This window comes from Pseudomonas sp. B6001, from assembly GCF_013386015.1.
Taxonomy (GTDB): domain Bacteria; phylum Pseudomonadota; class Gammaproteobacteria; order Pseudomonadales; family Pseudomonadaceae; genus Aquipseudomonas.
In genome coordinates this window covers 615,811-634,566 of record NZ_JACAOX010000002.1, presented here as the reverse complement: position 1 = coordinate 634,566, position 18,756 = coordinate 615,811, and the positions used below count along the sequence as shown (strand labels likewise).

Sequence of the window (18,756 nt, the reverse complement as noted above, 5' to 3'; positions counted from 1 at the left end):
TTGAAGGGGCAGCAGAGCAATGCAGCAACTCAATCCTTCCGAAATAAGTGAAATTATCAAGGGCCGCATCGACAAGCTCGATGTGACCTCCCAAGCCCGTAACGAAGGCACTGTCGTCAGCGTATCTGACGGCATCGTGCGGATTCACGGTCTGGCCGACGTAATGTACGGCGAGATGATCGAGTTTCCGGGCGGCGTCTACGGTATGGCCCTCAACCTGGAGCAAGACTCTGTAGGTGCCGTTGTATTGGGCTCCTACCAGACTCTGGCCGAAGGCATGAGCGCCAAGTGCACAGGCCGCATCCTGGAAGTTCCGGTTGGTAAGGAACTGCTGGGTCGCGTTGTCGACGCACTGGGTAACCCAGTTGACGGCAAAGGTCCGCTGAACAACACCGAGACCGATGCGGTCGAGAAAGTTGCTCCAGGCGTGATCTGGCGTAAGTCGGTAGACCAGCCTGTACAGACTGGCTACAAGGCTGTCGATGCCATGATTCCTGTCGGCCGTGGCCAGCGTGAGCTGATCATCGGTGACCGTCAGATCGGTAAAACCGCTCTGGCGATCGACGCGATCATCAACCAGAAAGACAGCGGGATTTTCTGCGTCTACGTAGCCATCGGTCAGAAACAATCGACCATCGCCAACGTGGTTCGCAAGCTGGAAGAAAACGGCGCCCTGGCTAACACCATCGTCGTGGCCGCCAGTGCTTCCGAATCCGCTGCACTTCAGTTCCTGGCACCGTACTCCGGTTGCACCATGGGCGAATACTTCCGCGACCGCGGTGAAGACGCGCTGATCGTTTATGACGATCTGTCCAAGCAAGCAGTGGCTTACCGCCAGATTTCCCTGCTGCTGCGCCGTCCACCAGGCCGTGAAGCTTACCCAGGCGACGTGTTCTATCTCCACTCCCGTCTGCTGGAGCGCGCATCCCGCGTTTCGGAAGAATACGTAGAGAAGTTCACCAACGGCGCAGTGACCGGCAAAACCGGTTCCCTGACCGCACTGCCGATCATCGAAACCCAGGCTGGCGACGTTTCCGCGTTCGTTCCGACCAACGTGATTTCCATCACCGACGGTCAGATCTTCCTGGAATCGGCCATGTTCAACTCCGGGATCCGTCCTGCAGTGAACGCCGGTGTTTCGGTATCCCGTGTGGGTGGTGCCGCTCAGACCAAGATCATCAAGAAGCTCTCCGGTGGTATCCGTACCGCTCTGGCTCAGTACCGTGAACTGGCGGCATTCGCCCAGTTCGCTTCTGACCTGGACGAAGCGACCCGTAAGCAACTTGAGCATGGTCAGCGCGTTACCGAGCTGATGAAGCAGAAGCAATACGCACCAATGTCGATCGCTGACATGGCGCTGTCGCTGTATGCCGCTGAGCGTGGGTTCCTGACCGACGTTGAAATCACCAAGGTCGGCAGCTTCGAACAAGCGCTGATTGCTTACTTCAACCGCGATCACGCCGAATTGATGGCGAAGATCAACGTGAAGGGTGACTTCAATGACGACATCGACGCTGGCATCAAAGCCGGTATCGAGAAGTTCAAGGCCACCCAAACCTGGTAAGCCGCAGCGGGGGCCGCGAGGCTCCCGCTTGCTAACCTGATAGGTGTTACATGGCAGGCGCAAAAGAGATTCGCAGTAAGATTGCGAGCATCAAAAGCACGCAAAAGATCACCAGCGCCATGGAAAAAGTGGCGGTCAGCAAAATGCGCAAGGCACAAATGCGCATGGCTGCTAGCCGTCCCTACGCGGAGCGTATCCGCCAGGTTATTGGTCATCTGGCCAACGCCAACCCGGAATATCGCCACCCGTTCATGATCGATCGCGAAGTAAAGCGCGTCGGTTATGTCGTGGTGAGCAGTGACCGTGGTTTGTGCGGTGGTTTGAATACCAACCTGTTCAAGGCCCTGGTCAAGGACATGGCGGTAAACCGCGAAAAAGGCGTCGAGATCGATCTGTGTGTGGTCGGTAGCAAGGGTGCGGCCTTTTTCCGCAACTTCGGCGGTAACGTCGTTGCAGCTATCAGCCACCTGGGTGAAGAACCGTCGATCAATGATTTGATCGGCAGCGTCAAGGTGATGCTGGATGCATACCTGGAAGGCCGGATTGACCGCCTCTCCGTGGTATCCAACAAGTTCATCAACACCATGACGCAACAGCCTACCGTGGAGCAGTTGATTCCATTGGTGGCCGCCCCGGAACAAGAACTCAAGCACCACTGGGACTACCTCTACGAACCAGACGCCAAAGAGCTGCTTGACGGCTTGATGGTGCGCTACGTGGAGTCGCAGGTGTACCAGGCGGTGGTCGAGAACAACGCGGCTGAACAAGCTGCGCGGATGATCGCGATGAAGAACGCTACCGACAACGCCGGTGATTTGATCAGCGATTTGCAGCTGATCTACAACAAGGCGCGTCAGGCTGCGATCACCCAAGAGATCTCGGAAATCGTCGGCGGCGCTGCCGCGGTTTAACGGTTCAAATATTCAGAGGATCCAGCTATGAGTAGCGGACGTATCGTTCAAATCATCGGCGCCGTTATCGACGTGGAATTCCCACGCGACAGCGTACCGAGCATCTACAACGCTTTGAAAGTCAAAAGCGATGCAGGCACCACCCTGGAAGTTCAGCAGCAGCTGGGCGACGGCGTGGTTCGTACCATTGCAATGGGTTCCACCGAAGGCTTGAAGCGCGGTCTGGAAGTCACTGACTCTGGCGCAGCCATCTCCGTACCGGTCGGTAAAGCGACCCTGGGCCGGATCATGGACGTCCTCGGTAACCCGATCGACGAAGCCGGTCCAATCGACACCGAAGAGCGCTGGGGCATTCACCGTCCTGCGCCTTCCTTCGCGGAACAAGCAGGCGGCAACGACCTGCTGGAAACCGGCATCAAGGTTATCGACCTGGTTTGCCCGTTCGCCAAGGGCGGTAAAGTCGGTCTGTTCGGTGGTGCCGGTGTAGGCAAAACCGTAAACATGATGGAACTGATCCGTAACATCGCCATCGAGCACAGCGGTTATTCCGTGTTCGCCGGTGTGGGTGAGCGTACTCGTGAGGGTAACGACTTCTACCACGAGATGAAGGATTCCAACGTTCTGGACAAAGTGGCACTGGTTTACGGTCAGATGAACGAGCCGCCGGGTAACCGTCTGCGCGTAGCACTGACCGGCCTGACCATGGCCGAGAAGTTCCGTGACGAAGGTAACGACGTTCTGCTGTTCGTCGACAACATCTATCGTTACACCCTGGCCGGTACTGAAGTATCCGCACTGCTGGGCCGTATGCCTTCCGCAGTAGGTTACCAGCCGACCCTGGCCGAAGAGATGGGTACTCTGCAAGAGCGTATCACTTCGACCAAAAACGGTTCGATCACCTCGATCCAAGCGGTATACGTACCTGCGGATGACTTGACTGACCCGTCGCCAGCGACCACGTTCGCCCACTTGGACGCCACCGTCGTACTGTCCCGTGACATCGCCTCCCTGGGTATCTACCCAGCGGTCGATCCACTGGACTCGACTTCGCGCCAGCTGGACCCGAACGTCATCGGCCAGGAACACTACGACACCGCTCGCGGCGTCCAGTACGTTCTGCAGCGTTACAAAGAACTGAAGGACATCATTGCGATCCTGGGTATGGACGAGCTGTCGGAAACCGACAAGCAGTTGGTATCCCGCGCTCGTAAGATCCAGCGCTTCTTGTCGCAGCCGTTCTTCGTGGCTGAAGTCTTCACCGGTGCCTCGGGTAAATACGTTTCCCTGAAAGACACCATTGCTGGCTTCAAAGGCATCCTCAACGGTGACTACGACCACCTGCCAGAACAAGCGTTCTACATGGTCGGCGGCATCGAAGAAGCGATCGAGAAAGCCAAGAAACTGTAATTCCGGCGCCCGGTAACGGGCGCTAATCAGGTTGAGGCAAGCAGATGGCTATGACATTCCATTGCGATATCGTCAGCGCGGAAGGGGAAATCTTCTCCGGTCAGATCGAGAGTGTGATTGCACACGGCGAACTGGGCGACCTGGGTATTAACTTTGGCCACGCGCCATTGATTACATCCTTGAAGCCTGGTCCGATCACTCTGACCAAGCTGGGCGGGGAACGGGAGGTGTTTTACATCTCCGGTGGTTTCCTCGAGGTTCAGCCGAACATGGTCAAGGTACTTGCCGACACCGTGCAACGTGCTGCCGACCTGGATGAAGCCTCCGCTCAGGAAGCCGTCAAGGCTGCCGAGAAGGCCCTGAACGAAAAAGGCGCAGATTTCGACTACGGTTCTGCTGCTGCACGTCTGGCCGAGGCCGCAGCTCAGCTGCGCACCGTCCAGCAGATCCGCAAGAAGTTTGGCGGCTAAGCCGTCAAGCCTCATGCGTGATTGATTAAAAAGGGTAGCCTCGGCTACCCTTTTTCTTTTTTTGCAAAACACTTCTTTGGTCTGAAGTCTGACCGCCCAGGATTGGTAGCCATTCATGTCTCTCGAAATCGTAATTCTTGCCGCAGGCCAGGGCACCCGTATGCGTTCGGCCCTGCCCAAGGTGCTGCACCCGGTTGCCGGCAACTCCATGCTTGGCCATGTTATCCACAGCGCCCGGCAGCTGGATCCACAGCGCATTCATGTGGTGATCGGCCACGGTGCCGATGTGGTGCGTGAGCGGCTGGCGGCGGATGACCTGAATTTCGTATTGCAGGACAAGCAATTGGGTACCGGCCATGCCACCGCGCAGGCCGTGCCGTTCATCAAGGCCGACACCGTGCTGATCCTCTACGGTGACGTGCCGCTGATCGAAGTGGAAACCTTGCAGCGCCTGCTCAAGCACGTGGTGCCAGGCCAGATGGGCCTGCTCACTGTCGAGCTGGACGACCCGACCGGCTACGGTCGCATCGTGCGCAACGCTGACGGCAAGGTCGCCGCCATCGTCGAGCATAAAGACGCCAGCGAAGCCCAGCGCGCCATCACTGAAGGCAACACCGGCATCCTCGCTGTGCCGGCTGACCGCCTGGCTGACTGGATGAGCCGCTTGTCCAACAACAACGCCCAGGGCGAGTACTACCTGACCGACGTCATCGAGATGGCCGTCAGCGATGGCCTGGTGGTCGCCACCGAACAGCCCCACGACCCGATGGAAGTGCAGGGCGCCAACGACCGCAAGCAACTGGCGGAGCTGGAGCGTCACTACCAACTGCGTGAAGGCCGCCGCCTGATGGCGCTGGGCGTGACGCTGCGTGATCCGGCACGTTTCGATGTGCGGGGTGACGTCACCGTTGGCCGCGACGTGCTGATCGATATCAACGTGATCCTCGAAGGCCGCGTGGTCATCGAAGATGACGTGGTGATCGGGCCTAACTGCGTGATCAAGGACAGCACCCTGCGCAAAGGTGTGGTGATCAAGGCCAACAGCCATATCGACGGTGCGCTGATGGGCGAGGGCAGTGATGCCGGCCCGTTCGCGCGTTTGCGTCCGGGCAGCGTGCTGGGCGCTCGCGCCCATGTGGGTAACTTTGTAGAACTGAAAAACGCCCGGATGGGCGACGACGCCAAGGCCGGCCATCTGGCCTACCTCGGTGATGCAGTGATCGGTGCCCGCAGCAATATCGGCGCAGGCGCCATCACCTGCAATTACGACGGCGCCAACAAGTACCAGACGACCATTGGCGAAGACGTGTTTATCGGCTCCAACAACTCGCTGATCGCCCCCGTCACTATCGGTGATGGTTCAAACACCGCCGCAGGTTCCACCATCAACCAGGATGTGGATAAGTCCCAGTTGGCCGTCGCCCGCGCCCGCCAGCGCAACATCGACGGCTGGAAACGCCCGGTCAAAATCAAAAAGACCTGAGTTATCCACAACCCTGAAACACTGCGGTACTTATGTGGGAGCGGGCTTGCTCGCGAAGGCGGTCTTTCGGTTGATACATGCGCCGACTGACACACCGCCGTCGCGAGCAAGCCCGCTCCCACATTTTTATCTGTGTTGATTCAAAAAACTCAGTCGCATGCTTGACCATTTTGAATGAATAGGTTTTGATTGCCTTCGTTATCTTTCGAAACGAAACTTATCATCACCATGTCGAAACGAAATACACCCCAACGTCGCCACAACATCCTTGCCATGCTCACCGAGCAAGGTGAAGTCAGCGTGGACGAATTGGCCAAGCGTTTCGAAACCTCGGAAGTCACCATCCGCAAGGACCTGGCGGCCCTCGAAAGTAACGGCCTGTTGCTGCGTCGCTACGGTGGCGCCATCACCATGCCTCAGGAACTGGTCGGTGATCCGGCACAGCCCATTTCGGCCTACAAGCGCGCCATCGCCCGTGCGGCCGTCCGGCGTTTGCGGGAACACGCGCGCATCATCATCGACAGCGGCAGCACCACCGCCGCCATGATCCCCGAATTGGGCCACCAGCCCGGCCTGGTGGTGATGACCAACTCCCTGCACGTGGCCAGCGCCTTGAGCGACCTGGAACACGAGCCGGTATTGTTGATGACCGGCGGCACCTGGGACCCGCATTCGGACTCGTTCCAGGGCCAGGTCGCCGAACAGGTACTGCGTTCCTACGATTTCGACCAGCTCTTTATTGGTGCCGATGGCATCGACCTGGAGCGCGGCACCACCACCTTCAACGAATTACTGGGGCTGAGCCGCGTCATGGCCGAAGTCGCCCGCGAAGTGGTGGTGATGGTCGAGTCCGACAAGATTGGCCGCAAGATCCCCAACCTGGAACTGCCCTGGAGCAGCGTCCATACCCTTATTACCGATGATCGCCTGCCACTTGAGGCCCGCGACCAGATTCAAGCCCGCGGCATCACGCTGATTTGCGCGGCAGTCATCTAGGAGAGAAACCATGTGTGGAATTGTTGGCGCAGTCGCTGAACGAAACGTCACTGCCATTTTGCTCGAAGGCCTCAAACGCCTGGAATACCGTGGCTACGACAGCGCCGGTGTGGCGCTCTTTACCAACGCCGGCAAGCTTGAGCGCATGCGTCGCCCGGGCAAGGTCAGCGAACTCGAACAAGCGTTGGCCGGTGAGCCGCTGGTAGGCCGCCTGGGTATCGCCCACACCCGTTGGGCCACCCACGGCGCGCCGTGCGAACGCAACGCCCACCCGCACTTCTCCGGTGACCTGGCGGTTGTGCACAACGGCATCATCGAAAACCACGAAGTGCTGCGTGAACAGCTCAAAGGCCAGGGTTATGTCTTCACCTCGGACACCGACACCGAAGTCATCGCCCACCTGCTGAACCACAAGCTCAAGGACATCGGCGACCTGACCAATGCCCTCAAGGCCACCGTCAAGGAACTGCATGGCGCCTATGGCCTGGCCGTGATCAGCGCCAGCCAGCCTGACCGCCTGGTCGCCGCCCGCAGTGGCAGCCCATTGGTGATCGGCCTGGGCCTGGGCGAGAACTTCCTCGCCTCCGACCAACTGGCCCTGCGCCAGGTGACTGACCGCTTCATGTACCTGGAAGAAGGCGACATCGCCGAGATCCGCCGTGAAAGCGTGTCCATCTGGGACGTCAACGGCCAGTCCGTGGAACGTGAAGCCGTGCAGTACCGTGACGGCGCCGAAGCCGCCGACAAGGGTGAGTTCCGCCACTTCATGCTCAAGGAAATCCACGAGCAACCGGCCGTGGTGCAACGCACCCTGGAAGGTCGCCTGAGCCAGAACCAGGTATTGGTGCAAGCCTTCGGCCCGCAAGCTGCCGAGCTGTTCGCCAAAGTGCGCAACGTGCAAATCGTCGCCTGCGGCACCAGCTACCACGCCGGTATGGTCGCCCGTTACTGGCTGGAAGAACTGGCCGGCATCCCGTGCCAGGTCGAAGTCGCCAGCGAATTCCGCTACCGCAAGGTGGTGGTGCAGCCCGACACTCTGTTCGTGACCATCTCCCAGTCCGGCGAAACCGCCGACACCCTGGCCGCCCTGCGCAACGCCAAGGAACTGGGCTTCCTCGGCAGCCTGGCGATCTGCAACGTCGGCATCAGCTCCCTGGTGCGCGAGTCCGACCTGACCCTGCTGACCCAGGCCGGTCGTGAAATCGGCGTGGCATCCACCAAGGCCTTCACCACCCAGTTGGTCGGCCTGTTGTTGCTGACCCTGTCCCTGGGCCAGGTTCGCGGCACGCTGGGCGAAGGCGTCGAGGCACACCTGGTCGAAGAACTGCGCCGCCTGCCGGCCCGCCTGGGTGAAGCCCTGGCCATGGACAGCACCGTGGAGAAAGTCGCTGAGCTGTTCGCCGACAAACACCACACCCTGTTCCTCGGCCGTGGTGCGCAATACCCGGTGGCAATGGAAGGTTCGCTCAAGCTCAAGGAAATCTCCTACATCCACGCCGAAGCCTACCCGGCCGGTGAGCTCAAGCACGGTCCGCTGGCCCTGGTGGATGACGACATGCCAGTCGTTACCGTCGCGCCGAACAACGAACTGCTGGAGAAGCTCAAGTCCAACCTGCAGGAAGTGCGCGCCCGTGGCGGCCAACTGATCGTGTTCGCCGACGAGAAGGCCGGCATGACCAATGGCGAAGGCACCCACGTCATCAACATGCCGCACATCCACGACACCCTGTCGCCGATCCTCTACACCATCCCGCTGCAGCTGCTGTCGTATTACGTGGCTGTGCTGAAGGGCACCGACGTTGACCAGCCGCGTAACCTGGCGAAGTCGGTGACGGTGGAATAAGCCGCACCCGAACCACCAAAACCCCCGTTCTTCGGGGGTTTTGCTTTTTCAGGCTACCGAGCATCGGGTCTTGCCGTTTCTGTGGACTAATTCCGGGAGTATTCCCCTGCTTTACCCCTAGAATGCGCCCTGTGGATAACTAGCCAGGGAATGCCGCCGCCATGAACATCGAACTGCTGATCGCCGGTATCGTCGTGCTGATCATTGTCGTCGGCCTGGTCGGCTGGCTGGTGGGGGTCTACAACGGCCTGGTGATGCGCCGCAACGATGTGGATAAAGCCTTCGCCAACATCGACGTGCTGCTCAAGCAGCGGGCAGACCAGATTCCCGACCTGATGCGCGTGGTGCAAACCGCCATGAACCATGAGAACGCGCTGTTCACCCGCCTCAGCGACGCCCGCACCGCGTACCTCAACGCCAGCAGCCTCACCGATAAAGTCGATGCCTCCAACCAGCTCAATACGGCGCTCAAGTCGGTGATTGCAGTGGCCGAGAATTATCCGACGCTGATCTCCGGCCCCAACATGGTCGAGTTGCAGCAGGCGATCTCGGCAGTGGAGGAACGCATCGCCGACCGTCGCGAGTTCTTCAATGAGTCGGTCAACCTCTACAACATCGCCATCGCGATTTTTCCTGATCTGTTCTTCGCCAAGATGCTCGGCTATCAGCGCATTCCGCTGCTGGCCATCAGCGCCGAAGAAATCCGCTACGACGGCGTGAAGCTTGAGGTGCCGGGGGCATGAAAACCACCCAGGCAGGGGTTGTCACAAAAAAACCAGCGTGGAAAACCCTGGTGGCACTGGCCTTTCTCGCCGGCTTTATTGGCCTGATGGTCTACGCCCCGACGATCCTGGTGGCGCTGTTTTTTCCTGTGTGCATCCTGATCGGGCTGCTGGCCAGCTTCGGCCCCAATTTCTATCGCACCGAACAGCGCCTGGCCACCAGCCAGATACGCTCATTGGCCATGGGGCTGGTGGAAGTGAACGGCAAGGTGATCGTCGACACGCCCCTGATCTCCCCGGTCCACGGCAAGCCTTGCGCGGGTTACGTGTGGGTCATCGAAGAAGGCACCAAAGACAAGGATGGCGATTGGAGCTGGAGCCAGGTCTCGGCCGAGGCTCGCTGCAATGACTTCCGCCTGCAGGACGCCACCGGTGAAGTGACAGTGATTGCCGAGGGTATCGACCTGTTCGGCAAGAAGCGCCCTGACGACCATGAATGGATCAGCAGCTCCCGCCGCCAGGGCGAACTGCTCCTCACCCACGATATGCAGGTGATGCTGATTGGCGACGCCTGCGAGCGTGCGGGCAAGACGGTGATTGCCCAGGGCCGGCAACCTGACGCGGTCTTCGGCCTGGCCGAGACCAAGGAGGTGGAAAACCGCCGTGTGCTGGCGCCGCTGTGGCGCGCCGGTGGTTTCTACGCGGTGGTGGTGGGTTTGATCGGCGTCGGCATCATGGCCATGACGCCGGAACATTTTGCCCAACTGCATTTGCCGGGCCCCGCCACCTACCAGCAAATGGCAGAGCTGAATCCCGCCTATCGGTTTCTGGCCTGGTTGTACCGTGACAATGGCTTCGTGATTCCTTTCATGGCCGCGTTTGGCTTCTTGCTGACGATGTTTGTGGTGTTGCTCGCGCTGCGGCTCTTGCTGCCCACGGGCATGCGCCTGGCGGTAGGCCGCGTGCTGGGCGCCTGGATGGGCCTGGGCATGGTGATTGGCGGCGTAGTGACCTTGCTGCTCGTGGTGGCCCAGGTGGACACCATGAAGGTGTTCCTGGTGTGGATGATGATTCTGCTGGGCACCCTGGTGTTTTCGATCTTTGAGCAACGCAAGCTAGGGGTGGCGTACAAGCATTTCGCAAAAGATGCCGGCACTGCCGGTTTAAGCGACGAGGACGCCTGATCAGGGTACAAACTCAACCTTCAAGCCTCGGCTGGCGCTGCGGCCCTGATCGTCAGTCACCCGCAACCGGTACTCCCCCGACTTACCCGGCCGCCAGTTCAGCGTGGTTTGCGGCGGGCCCTGGCCGATCAGGGTTTGGTCGGCGAACCAATACAGCGTCAGTGCATCACTGGCCGCATTGGCGTTCAGCGGGATGCTTTCCTGGGGCTGGGACAGGCGCAGGTGGTAGCTGACCTGGGTCAGCGGCGAGCGAATCTGTGGCGCTTCGCTTTGATCGCCGACATGGTTGGGTTGGCAGCTTTTCTGCACATTGGGCGGCGTACGCCGGGGCAGCCCTGCGGCGCGGAACAGCCGCTGCACATCGCTGGGCCAGAACTCGAAGACTTCTTCACGGGTGTACTGCGGGTCGAACGGCGGGCACGCGGCCTTGCCGGTGCGGGTGTCGATCAGCACCGGGCGGTGCAGGTTGGACACCCGAATCGGTGACACGCCGGGGATGTACCAGGTCTTGCGGGTACGTGGGCACCAACGGTTGGGCAAGTCACCAGAGGCCGCGCAGACGTCGATGCGGATCAGCCCGGCGGGCGGCTTGTCGGGTTTGATCACCACATTGGGCAAGGCCAGCGGCAGGGCGTCGGCGATACGGAAGAACAGCGGTGCCGCAGTTTTCGCACCGATAAACTCAGGATTCGGACGCCCATCGAAGTTGCCCACCCACACCACCAGCACGTACGGGCCTACGAGGCCGGCGCTCCATGCATCATGAAAACCCCAGGACGTGCCGGTCTTCCAGGCCGTACGCCAGTGGCGCCCCGGCAGCCCGTCCGGGCGCGGGTTGCGCCGCAGCATGTCGCGCACCATAAACGCGGCCTGCGGCGTGAGTAGCTGGGCGCCAGTGGTTTGCGGCTGTTCCTGCAAATAGCGCAGCGGCCGCAAATGCCCGTCACCAGCCAGCATCACATACAGCCGCGCCAGCTCCTCGGGCGTCATCTCGCCGCCGCCCAAGGCCAGCGCCAAGCCGTAATGGCTTTCGCCGCGCAGGCCCTTGATCCCGGCCCTTTGCAGCAATCCGTAGAGTGACGGAGAGCGGGTTTGGCTGGCCAGCCACACCGCCGGAATATTGCGGCTGCGAATCAGCGCGTCGCGGGCTGTCACCGGACCGACAAAACTACCGTCGAAATTTTCCGGCTGGAAGTAGCCGAAGTTACTCGGCATGTCCTTGAGGATGCTCATGGGGTGGATCACCCCTTGGTCCAGCGCCAGCCCATACAGGAATGGCTTGAGGGTGGAGCCCGGCGAGCGCCGCGACAACACGCCGTTGACCTGGCCGTGGATGCTTGTGGATAAGTAGTCTGCCGAGCCCACCAGGGCTTTTACGCTCTGGTCGCGGCTGTCGATCAGGATCGCCGTGGCGTTTTCCACACCGCTGCTGCGGCGCTCGGCGATGAAGCCGGTGATCAGCCGTTCCAGCAATTGTTGCAGCGCCAGGTTGAGGGTGCTGTTCAACTCATTGCCGGTTTGCGAGGCCAGCAACTGTTCGCTCAGGTGCGGCGCGAGAAACGGGATCTGCTGGCGGTTGCGGGCTTCCAGCGGCAGGTCCAGCAAACTGTCGTTACGCGGGTCCTGTGGATAAGTTTCCCGCCAGTCGGCCATCAGCCGTTGCCGGGCGGTTTGCAGGGAAGGCCCAAAGCGCGCCCGACGACCCGGTTGCTGGGGAATCACGGCCAGCGCGAGGGCTTCAGACAAGGACAACTGCGCCGCTGACTTGCCAAAATAGATCCGGCTGGCCGCTTCGGCACCTTCGATATTGCCGCCCATGGGCGCCAGGTTGAGGTAGGCCTCAAGGATGTCGTGCTTGCTGTAACGCGCCTCCAGCCACAGTGCCAGGGCCATCTGCTGCAGCTTGCCGGGCACTTGGCGAGTATTGAGATCCCACAAGCGCCTGGCCAGTTGCATGCTCAGGGTCGAACCGCCCTGACGCTGGCCGCCGCTATAGGTGGCCATGGCCGCCCGCAATAACGCCGGGGGATTGATCCCCGGGTGCCAGTAGAAATTGCGGTCTTCCTTGAGCAGCAACGCCTCAACCAGTGACGGAGAAATCCGTTCCAGGGGAAGCCACAGGCGATATTGCCCGTCAGCCGCCAGGGTCATGCGCAGCAGCGAACCGTCATCGGCCAGCACCACCCGTGAGGAGGTGGCTGCCTGTTCCAGCGGCGCGTGGGGCCACAACCGTAGCCCCGCCAGAATCAACGCCGCTGCCAACAGCGGCGTCAGGCTTTTAAGGCTTGGTAATTTCAAGCTGGCCTACTTTGCCGCGTCCTTGCAGGGTGGTTTCGTACATGCCCTCGGCGTAGGCCGGTGGCGTATTGAAGGTACCGGCGTTGGTGGCGCGCACGCGGTACACGAAGGTGCCTACATCCCGCAGCGCGGTGCCGTACAACACCACTCGGTCATCACGCACGTCGACGTAGTCCGGTTGCCAGTTGCTCAAATCGGTCTCGCCAATCGGCGCCTGCCAGGCGTCGGCTTCTTCGGTGTCTTCGCCGGTTTCAACGTACTCCGAATCGTCGCCTTCGCTTTCCTCGGTGCTGGCCGCTTCCGGCTCCGGCGGCAAGTTATACACAGGCTCGACGCCGCCCGGCAGCAGGTCGACCACCGCCACTTGTTGCACCTGATCACGGTCGGTGGCGCGCAAGCGCAGGCGCACCAGGAACTCATCGCCTACCGCGACCTTGCTGACTGGATTGCCTTTGAGGTCGAGGTATTCGTGGATGATTTCCAGGCCGCTGTTGATCGGCTTGAGGTTGGCGCCCTTGTCATAGCCCGCTTCGCTCAGCATGTAGAACGCCGCCGGGCCGTCGGATTTTTCCATCTGCAGTTTTTGCGTACCGGCAGGCACCGCCGCACGTGGCGGTTGGCCGGCCATCTGCAACAACTGTTGCTGCTTGTCGCTGAGCCATGCGGTGGCCTTGAGGGTCATGTCGCTTTGGGCGCGCTGGCCGTAATTGTCCAGGGCCCGCAGCAACAGTGCCGCCGACAGCGAGTTGTAGCGTTGCTCGTTGAGACGCTTGCCGAGTTTGTCCAGCAGGCTTGTCGGCACATCGTCGAGCATTTCCGGGAAGTGCCGCGCGAGCAAATGCAGGTGCTCGGCGTCGTGCACCAGCGGGTCGTAATACAGGCCGTCGCTGTTCCATTTATCCGACAGGGAAAGCCACGGCACCTTGCGGAACAAGGTATCGGCCTGACGATCCTGCTTGAGCAGCTTGTAGCTGGCAGCCAGGTACGCCGCGCCAATGTCGTTCTGCCAGGTGTCCTTGAAGTAGCTTTCGTAGCGCTCGCGGATATCGCTCAAGGCGCCGCTCACCAGAATCCCCTGACGGCTCAGGAGGTAACTGGCGTAGGCGCGGTTGCGCAATTCCGACAGGCCTTCGCTCGGGCCGTTGGCCAGGTCGGTGAGGTACGCGTTGGAACGTTGCAGCAGGTCTTCCGGCACCGGCAGCCCGCGCTCCCTGGCTTCGATCAGGAAGTCGGTGGCGTACAGGCTGGCATACGGCGCCACATCCGGGTTGGCCGCCCACAAGCCGAAACCGCCGGCCTGGTTCTGCCGTTGACGCAGCATGCGCACCGCACCGCTGAAAGCCTGCTCGGCCTCCGGCGCGTTACCACCCCAGATCAACGCCGGCATGGCCTTGGACACCAATTGCTCGGTGCAGGCGTAGCCATAGTCATCCAGGTAATGCTTGAGGCCGTTGGCCCATACCAGCGGCGAAGCGGCGACGCCCAACTGCACATCGCGCAACTGGCTGAACAGCTCGCGGGTCGGTTTCAGCTCTTTGCTGGCGCTGTCGAAACGGCCCAGGCTCAGGGCCACCCGATGCTCGCTCAAGGGTCGGATCGAAGTGGTTTCCGCCACCTGGATACGCTTGCCATCCGGCAGCACCGCGACGAAGCGCAAGTCGGCCGAGCCTAGGGTTTCCCCAACCTTGATCTTGAACTCGGCAACACCCTCCTTGCGCGGTTGCAGGGCCAGGGTGCTGGCCTTGTCGCCTTGCACCTGCAGGCCATCGCTGGTCTGCACTTCAAACTTCACGTCCGCCGCCGCGTCCAGGTTGCTGAACACCCCGGCGCTGACGCTGAACACATCCCCCGGTGCGACAAAGGCCGGCACGTTCGGCGTGATCACCAGCGGCCCGCGCACTTCGGTGTTGGCCTCGCTGACGCCCACGCTGTCGCTGTCCACGGCCACCGCAAACAGATGCAGCTTGCCATTGAAGCTGTCCGGAACCTGGTAGTGCAGCACAGTTTCACCGGCCGGCAAGTCCACCAGGCCAGACCACCAGGCCACAGGCGGCTGATGTTTACGCTTGAACGGGTTGAGGTGGTTGGCCAGGGCGCCTTCCGTATCGCCACCCGGCGCTGCCCCACTGAGCAGGCGGCTGAATTCCGGCAGGATCAGGTCAAGGATCTGACTGGTGCCGACCTCCAGTGCACGCTTCTGGAAGAAGAAGCCCAACGGGTCCGGCGTCTGGTAGCGCGCCACTTGCAGGATGCCTTCGTCCACCGCGTAGACCACTGCGCGGCCAGGGCGGTCGGCGTTGACCTTGATATCCAGGGTCTGCCCCGGCTCGATCTTCGCCGGGCCTTCGACTTTCAGCGCCATGCGCCGCGCGTCGAGGTTGATGCTGAACGGCACTACGCCGTAGGACAGCGGGCTCATGTAGACCTCGGACGAACCAATGTCCCGTACGAACTGCACGTTGACGTAGGCATTGCCCTCAAGCCCCGCAGGAACGCGGATGTGTTGCACGCTGTTGGTGCTGTCGGCCTTGAACCACTGCTGGGTGTAGACCTTGTCCCGCTCGATGGTGATCAACCCGGCGCCGGTGTACGGCGCGCGAATGCTGATGGCGATCTCATCACCGGTGGCGTAGCTGCGTTTATCCAGGCGCAGTTGCAGTTCGGCGTTGCGCTCCAGGGAGCGCGAGGTGTTGCCCCGGCCGGCGACGCTGTAGTCGATCTGGTTCAGCAGGTTGCCGTTGGCGTCCTTGAGTTGCAGGGTGAAATCGCCCGGGGTGCCGGTGTTCAGGGTTTGCTTGGCGCCGTCCTTGGTCATCACCAGCGGCGAGGCCGGCTGGCTGATGTTCTTGATGCGCGACTCGTATTTGTAGGTGCCGTTGGATTGCTTCACCAGCACCGAGACGTAGCGGTGCTCGACCACTTCACTGGTCAGGCCGTCGACTGCGACTGGCGTAAGGTCTGGCGCCACGGCCAGCCATTGCACTTCACGCGGGGCGTCCTTGGCGACGAAAGACAGCGAATCCTTGCTCTTCACACCCACCAGGTACGGCGCCGCCGACACTAGCAATGCGCTTTGTGCGGCGACGTTGCGACCGCCTTCGGCTTCGTACACCTGGGTCATCACTTGCAGGCGATAGGTGCTGTTGGCGAAGCGTTGCAGGTTCAGGTCCAGCACCGCCTGGCCATTGTCGTCGACGGTGGTTTCGGCCAGGTCTTCGGAGCTGGCTTCTTCCAGCGAGTCATTCAGGCGGAAGCGGTAATCCGGGTAGCGATCAAAGGCCGCGAGCGTGGGGCTCAGGGACATTTTCGCCGTGACGCGACGACCCGCCGCCGGAGCGCCGAACAAGTGCATCGCGGTGACCTTGGCCACCACCTGGTCCGGCGGGATCCAGCCCAGCACCGGTGTATCGTGCAGGCTCAGGCTGACTTTCATCCGGTCCGGTTCAAAGTCGCGGACCTTGAAGCTGACGCTGCCCAGGTCGGTACGACGCTGCTTCTCACCGATCAGTTGCAGGGTCGCGGTGTAATCGCCGGATGGCGCTACTTCGCTGCTTGGGAAATCGAAGGTTTCAAAACCGCTGGCCGACAGTTTCAACGGCTGGCGAATCACCTCAAGGCCACGGGGGTCGGTGATCTGCAACTCAACCGGCAGGCCTTGCAGGGCGCCTTTCCAGTCGCCGCTGCGCACGATCATGCCCAGGTGCGCGGTCTCGCCGGGCCGGTACAGGCCGCGATCGGTAAACAGGTAGGCGCTGAGGCGATTGATCGCACCGTCCTCTTCCAGGCCGCCTACATCAAAGCGTGACAAATCCAGCTGTTGCGACTGACGGGCAATCGGCAGGAAGGATTGGTCATTGCCGCGACTGACCACATACATCAACGGCGTTTTCTCACGGCGCAGTTCATCCAGCTTGGCGAAGTGCGCGTGACCTTCGGCGTCGGTATGGCCGCTGGCGACCGGCAAACCGTTGCGGCCGATGATATCGACCTGGGCGTCGGACACCGGCGAGCCGTTGCCGATGGACTGCACGTACACATCGTGGCTGCCATCGCTGGAGCGCTTGGCGATGATGCCCAAGTCGGTGACCACGATGAAACGCAGGTCGCTGGTGGTGTTGCGCGAGTAGTCGAAGGTGCGATCAGCCGGGTCGTCCTGCGGGCTCAGCTTGAGCACAAAAATCCCCCGGCGGCCGCCGTTGGCCGTGAGGTAGTTGCTCAGGTCGACGTTGTCGTAGACGGTTTTCGACGGGTCGCCAGCCGACAGCGGAATGTCCAGGCTCTGACGCTCCACCATCCGGTCGAAGTAGTCATTGGCAAAATTCGGTCGGGCAAAGCTGCCGCTGCTCTGGTCCACCAGGTGTTGCAACTGGTTGGGCAGCAGGCGCGCGATTTCCACATGGGCGCCGGGTACGCCACGGGCCATGAAGCCCAGGCGTTTTTCGCCGGTGAGGCTGAGCAGGGCGCCGTCGGACAGGAACTGCAGCGTGCGTGGATAAGCCGGCATGCTCACGAGAGAGGCTGTCGGATTTTTCGCCAGGTAGCCGCCGATGGCTTCCAGGTTGGCCGGCACCCGCACATACAGGGCGCGGCCCGGCGGGGCCTTGAACTTGAAGGCGTGCAGGGTATTCAGCGGTTCGACGCTCGGCACGTGGGTCAGCTTGACCTTGGTGCTGCTGGCCAGCAGTTTGTCGTCGATGTCTTGCAGGTTCCAGGGGCGGGTATCGTCCTCGGCTTTTTCCGGCAGCATCCAGGCCTGCACCTTGTTGGCGATGGTCTCGTCGGCCACGGCGCTGGAACTGCTGAACATCAACACCGGCTCGGGTTCGCCGCGCTCGTTGTCGACAAAGCTGACTTCGGCGCCGGTAAAGGTCAGGCGATAGCGGCCGGGCACGGTGACTTCGGCCACCAGCGGTGCCGAGCTGGGATTGCCGCCATCACGGGCCTTGAGGCCTTCATCGAGCTTGGCGCTGACCGGGGTGCTTTCCAGTGGGGTGGCCAGGGCGGCAGAGCGCACAAAGGCGTTGAGCTTGTGTTCGTCGAAGGTGATTTCCGGGCGATTGGGCAGTTGCGCATCGCGGTAGGCCAAGCCTTTGCCGAGGGTGACCGAGGCACGTTTGCGTACGCTGTCTTCGTCTACCGGGTGGGAAAAGTGGAAGGTCGCTACCAGCTGTTTCTGCGTCGGGTTGCTCGGGTCCTGGTACAGCTCGTTTTGCGTCAAGGTGGCGCGGAACGGCTGGGTGGAGAATTGGCTGGTGTATTGGCTGAGCAGTACGCCGTCGGCCAACAGGGTTTTCTTGGCCAGGTCGATAGTGTAGTGGGCGTCGACGGGCCAGTCTTTTTCCGGGGTGAACACCAGGCTGCGGTCATCCGCCCAGCGCCAGGCGCCGGCGATGGCAGGCTTGAGGGTGATGCCTTCGGTGACCGGCTTGCCGATGGCTTCCAGCGGGGCCACTGATTCGGCGAAGCGCACCTGCAAGTTATCCACAACCGGCTGCGGCTGGGTGTAATCCGTCAGGTTGGGCTTGTGCAGCGAATAACCCACGGTGTGGGGCTGAGGCAGGTGGGAATACCAGTGCCAGCCGTAAAAGCCCGCGGCCAGCACGAGTACCAGGGCCAGCGCGCCGCCCGCAGCCTGGCGCGGATAAGCCCGGGCCTTGTGGCCGACGTTGACCAGGCCGTTGCCTGTGGCTTGCAGCCAGCGCGGCGGCTGCCACTGGCCGAACAGGCTGCGCGCCAGCCATCGAACGGCGCTGAACAGAACACTCACCACTGAGATCAAGGCCCCGAAAAAACGGCGGCTGGTCGCTTTTAACGAATCAAACATGGTGAGCATCCCTGGCAATGTGTCGCGTATCTTACACGTCTCTTTGATACAAAA

General features: G+C 61.3%; 11 protein-coding genes. 9 read left to right on the top strand and 2 right to left on the bottom strand.

Going from position 1 to position 18,756, the window contains the following annotated elements:
* Window positions 1-19 precede the first annotated feature (19 nt).
* From atpA to HX821_RS05205, 9 genes are all read left to right on the top strand, one after another.
* On the top strand, window positions 20-1,564 hold the full coding sequence (gene atpA / locus HX821_RS05245; RefSeq protein ID WP_003213549.1) for a F0F1 ATP synthase subunit alpha: 1,545 nt from the start codon (window positions 20-22) through the stop codon (window positions 1,562-1,564).
* Window positions 1,565-1,614: 50 nt separating this feature from the next.
* Window positions 1,615-2,475: a F0F1 ATP synthase subunit gamma gene (gene atpG, locus HX821_RS05240; protein ID WP_003213547.1), complete on the top strand. Its 861-nt coding sequence runs from the start codon at window positions 1,615-1,617 to the stop codon at window positions 2,473-2,475.
* Between the two features lie 27 nt (window positions 2,476-2,502).
* Window positions 2,503-3,882 (top strand): F0F1 ATP synthase subunit beta, encoded by a 1,380-nt coding sequence (atpD, locus tag HX821_RS05235; RefSeq protein ID WP_003213545.1) that lies wholly within the window; start codon window positions 2,503-2,505, stop codon window positions 3,880-3,882.
* Window positions 3,883-3,926: 44 nt separating this feature from the next.
* Window positions 3,927-4,352 (top strand): F0F1 ATP synthase subunit epsilon, encoded by a 426-nt coding sequence (locus HX821_RS05230; protein ID WP_008439541.1) that lies wholly within the window; start codon window positions 3,927-3,929, stop codon window positions 4,350-4,352.
* A 115-nt stretch (window positions 4,353-4,467) separates the two neighbouring features.
* Window positions 4,468-5,835, top strand: a complete 1,368-nt coding sequence (gene glmU, locus HX821_RS05225) for a bifunctional UDP-N-acetylglucosamine diphosphorylase/glucosamine-1-phosphate N-acetyltransferase GlmU (protein ID WP_177022415.1) — start codon at window positions 4,468-4,470, stop codon at window positions 5,833-5,835.
* 228 nt (window positions 5,836-6,063) lie between these two features.
* Window positions 6,064-6,831: a DeoR/GlpR family DNA-binding transcription regulator gene (locus HX821_RS05220; protein ID WP_003213539.1), complete on the top strand. Its 768-nt coding sequence runs from the start codon at window positions 6,064-6,066 to the stop codon at window positions 6,829-6,831.
* A 10-nt stretch (window positions 6,832-6,841) separates the two neighbouring features.
* Complete coding sequence (gene glmS / locus HX821_RS05215; RefSeq protein WP_008439539.1) at window positions 6,842-8,674, top strand: glutamine--fructose-6-phosphate transaminase (isomerizing); 1,833 nt, start codon at window positions 6,842-6,844, stop codon at window positions 8,672-8,674.
* A 161-nt stretch (window positions 8,675-8,835) separates the two neighbouring features.
* Window positions 8,836-9,417: a LemA family protein gene (locus HX821_RS05210; RefSeq protein ID WP_177035376.1), complete on the top strand. Its 582-nt coding sequence runs from the start codon at window positions 8,836-8,838 to the stop codon at window positions 9,415-9,417.
* Complete coding sequence (locus HX821_RS05205; RefSeq protein ID WP_177035375.1) at window positions 9,414-10,580, top strand: hypothetical protein; 1,167 nt, start codon at window positions 9,414-9,416, stop codon at window positions 10,578-10,580. Before HX821_RS05210 ends, HX821_RS05205 begins: the two co-directional genes overlap by 4 nt.
* On the opposite strand, the gene pbpC is transcribed toward HX821_RS05205, so the two are convergent.
* Entirely contained in the window at window positions 10,581-12,878 is a 2,298-nt protein-coding gene (gene pbpC, locus HX821_RS05200; protein ID WP_177035374.1) for a penicillin-binding protein 1C, read from the bottom strand. It lies immediately after the preceding gene.
* Window positions 12,859-18,702, bottom strand: coding sequence for an alpha-2-macroglobulin (locus HX821_RS05195; protein WP_177020331.1), 5,844 nt, complete (start codon window positions 18,700-18,702; stop codon window positions 12,859-12,861). Before HX821_RS05195 ends, pbpC begins: the two co-directional genes overlap by 20 nt.
* Window positions 18,703-18,756 lie beyond the last annotated feature (54 nt).

Excerpts from the sequence above, each read along its gene's own strand:
- atpA (WP_003213549.1), top strand. The coding sequence starts at position 20 with ATGCAGCAACTCAATCCTTCCGAAATAAGTGAAATTATCAAGGGCCGC.
- atpG (WP_003213547.1), top strand. The coding sequence starts at position 1,615 with ATGGCAGGCGCAAAAGAGATTCGCAGTAAGATTGCGAGCATCAAAAGC.
- atpD (WP_003213545.1), top strand. The coding sequence starts at position 2,503 with ATGAGTAGCGGACGTATCGTTCAAATCATCGGCGCCGTTATCGACGTG.
- HX821_RS05230 (WP_008439541.1), top strand. The coding sequence starts at position 3,927 with ATGGCTATGACATTCCATTGCGATATCGTCAGCGCGGAAGGGGAAATC.
- glmU (WP_177022415.1), top strand. The coding sequence starts at position 4,468 with ATGTCTCTCGAAATCGTAATTCTTGCCGCAGGCCAGGGCACCCGTATG.
- HX821_RS05220 (WP_003213539.1), top strand. The coding sequence starts at position 6,064 with ATGTCGAAACGAAATACACCCCAACGTCGCCACAACATCCTTGCCATG.
- glmS (WP_008439539.1), top strand. The coding sequence starts at position 6,842 with ATGTGTGGAATTGTTGGCGCAGTCGCTGAACGAAACGTCACTGCCATT.
- HX821_RS05210 (WP_177035376.1), top strand. The coding sequence starts at position 8,836 with ATGAACATCGAACTGCTGATCGCCGGTATCGTCGTGCTGATCATTGTC.
- HX821_RS05205 (WP_177035375.1), top strand. The coding sequence starts at position 9,414 with ATGAAAACCACCCAGGCAGGGGTTGTCACAAAAAAACCAGCGTGGAAA.
- HX821_RS05195 (WP_177020331.1), bottom strand. The coding sequence starts at position 18,702 with ATGTTTGATTCGTTAAAAGCGACCAGCCGCCGTTTTTTCGGGGCCTTG.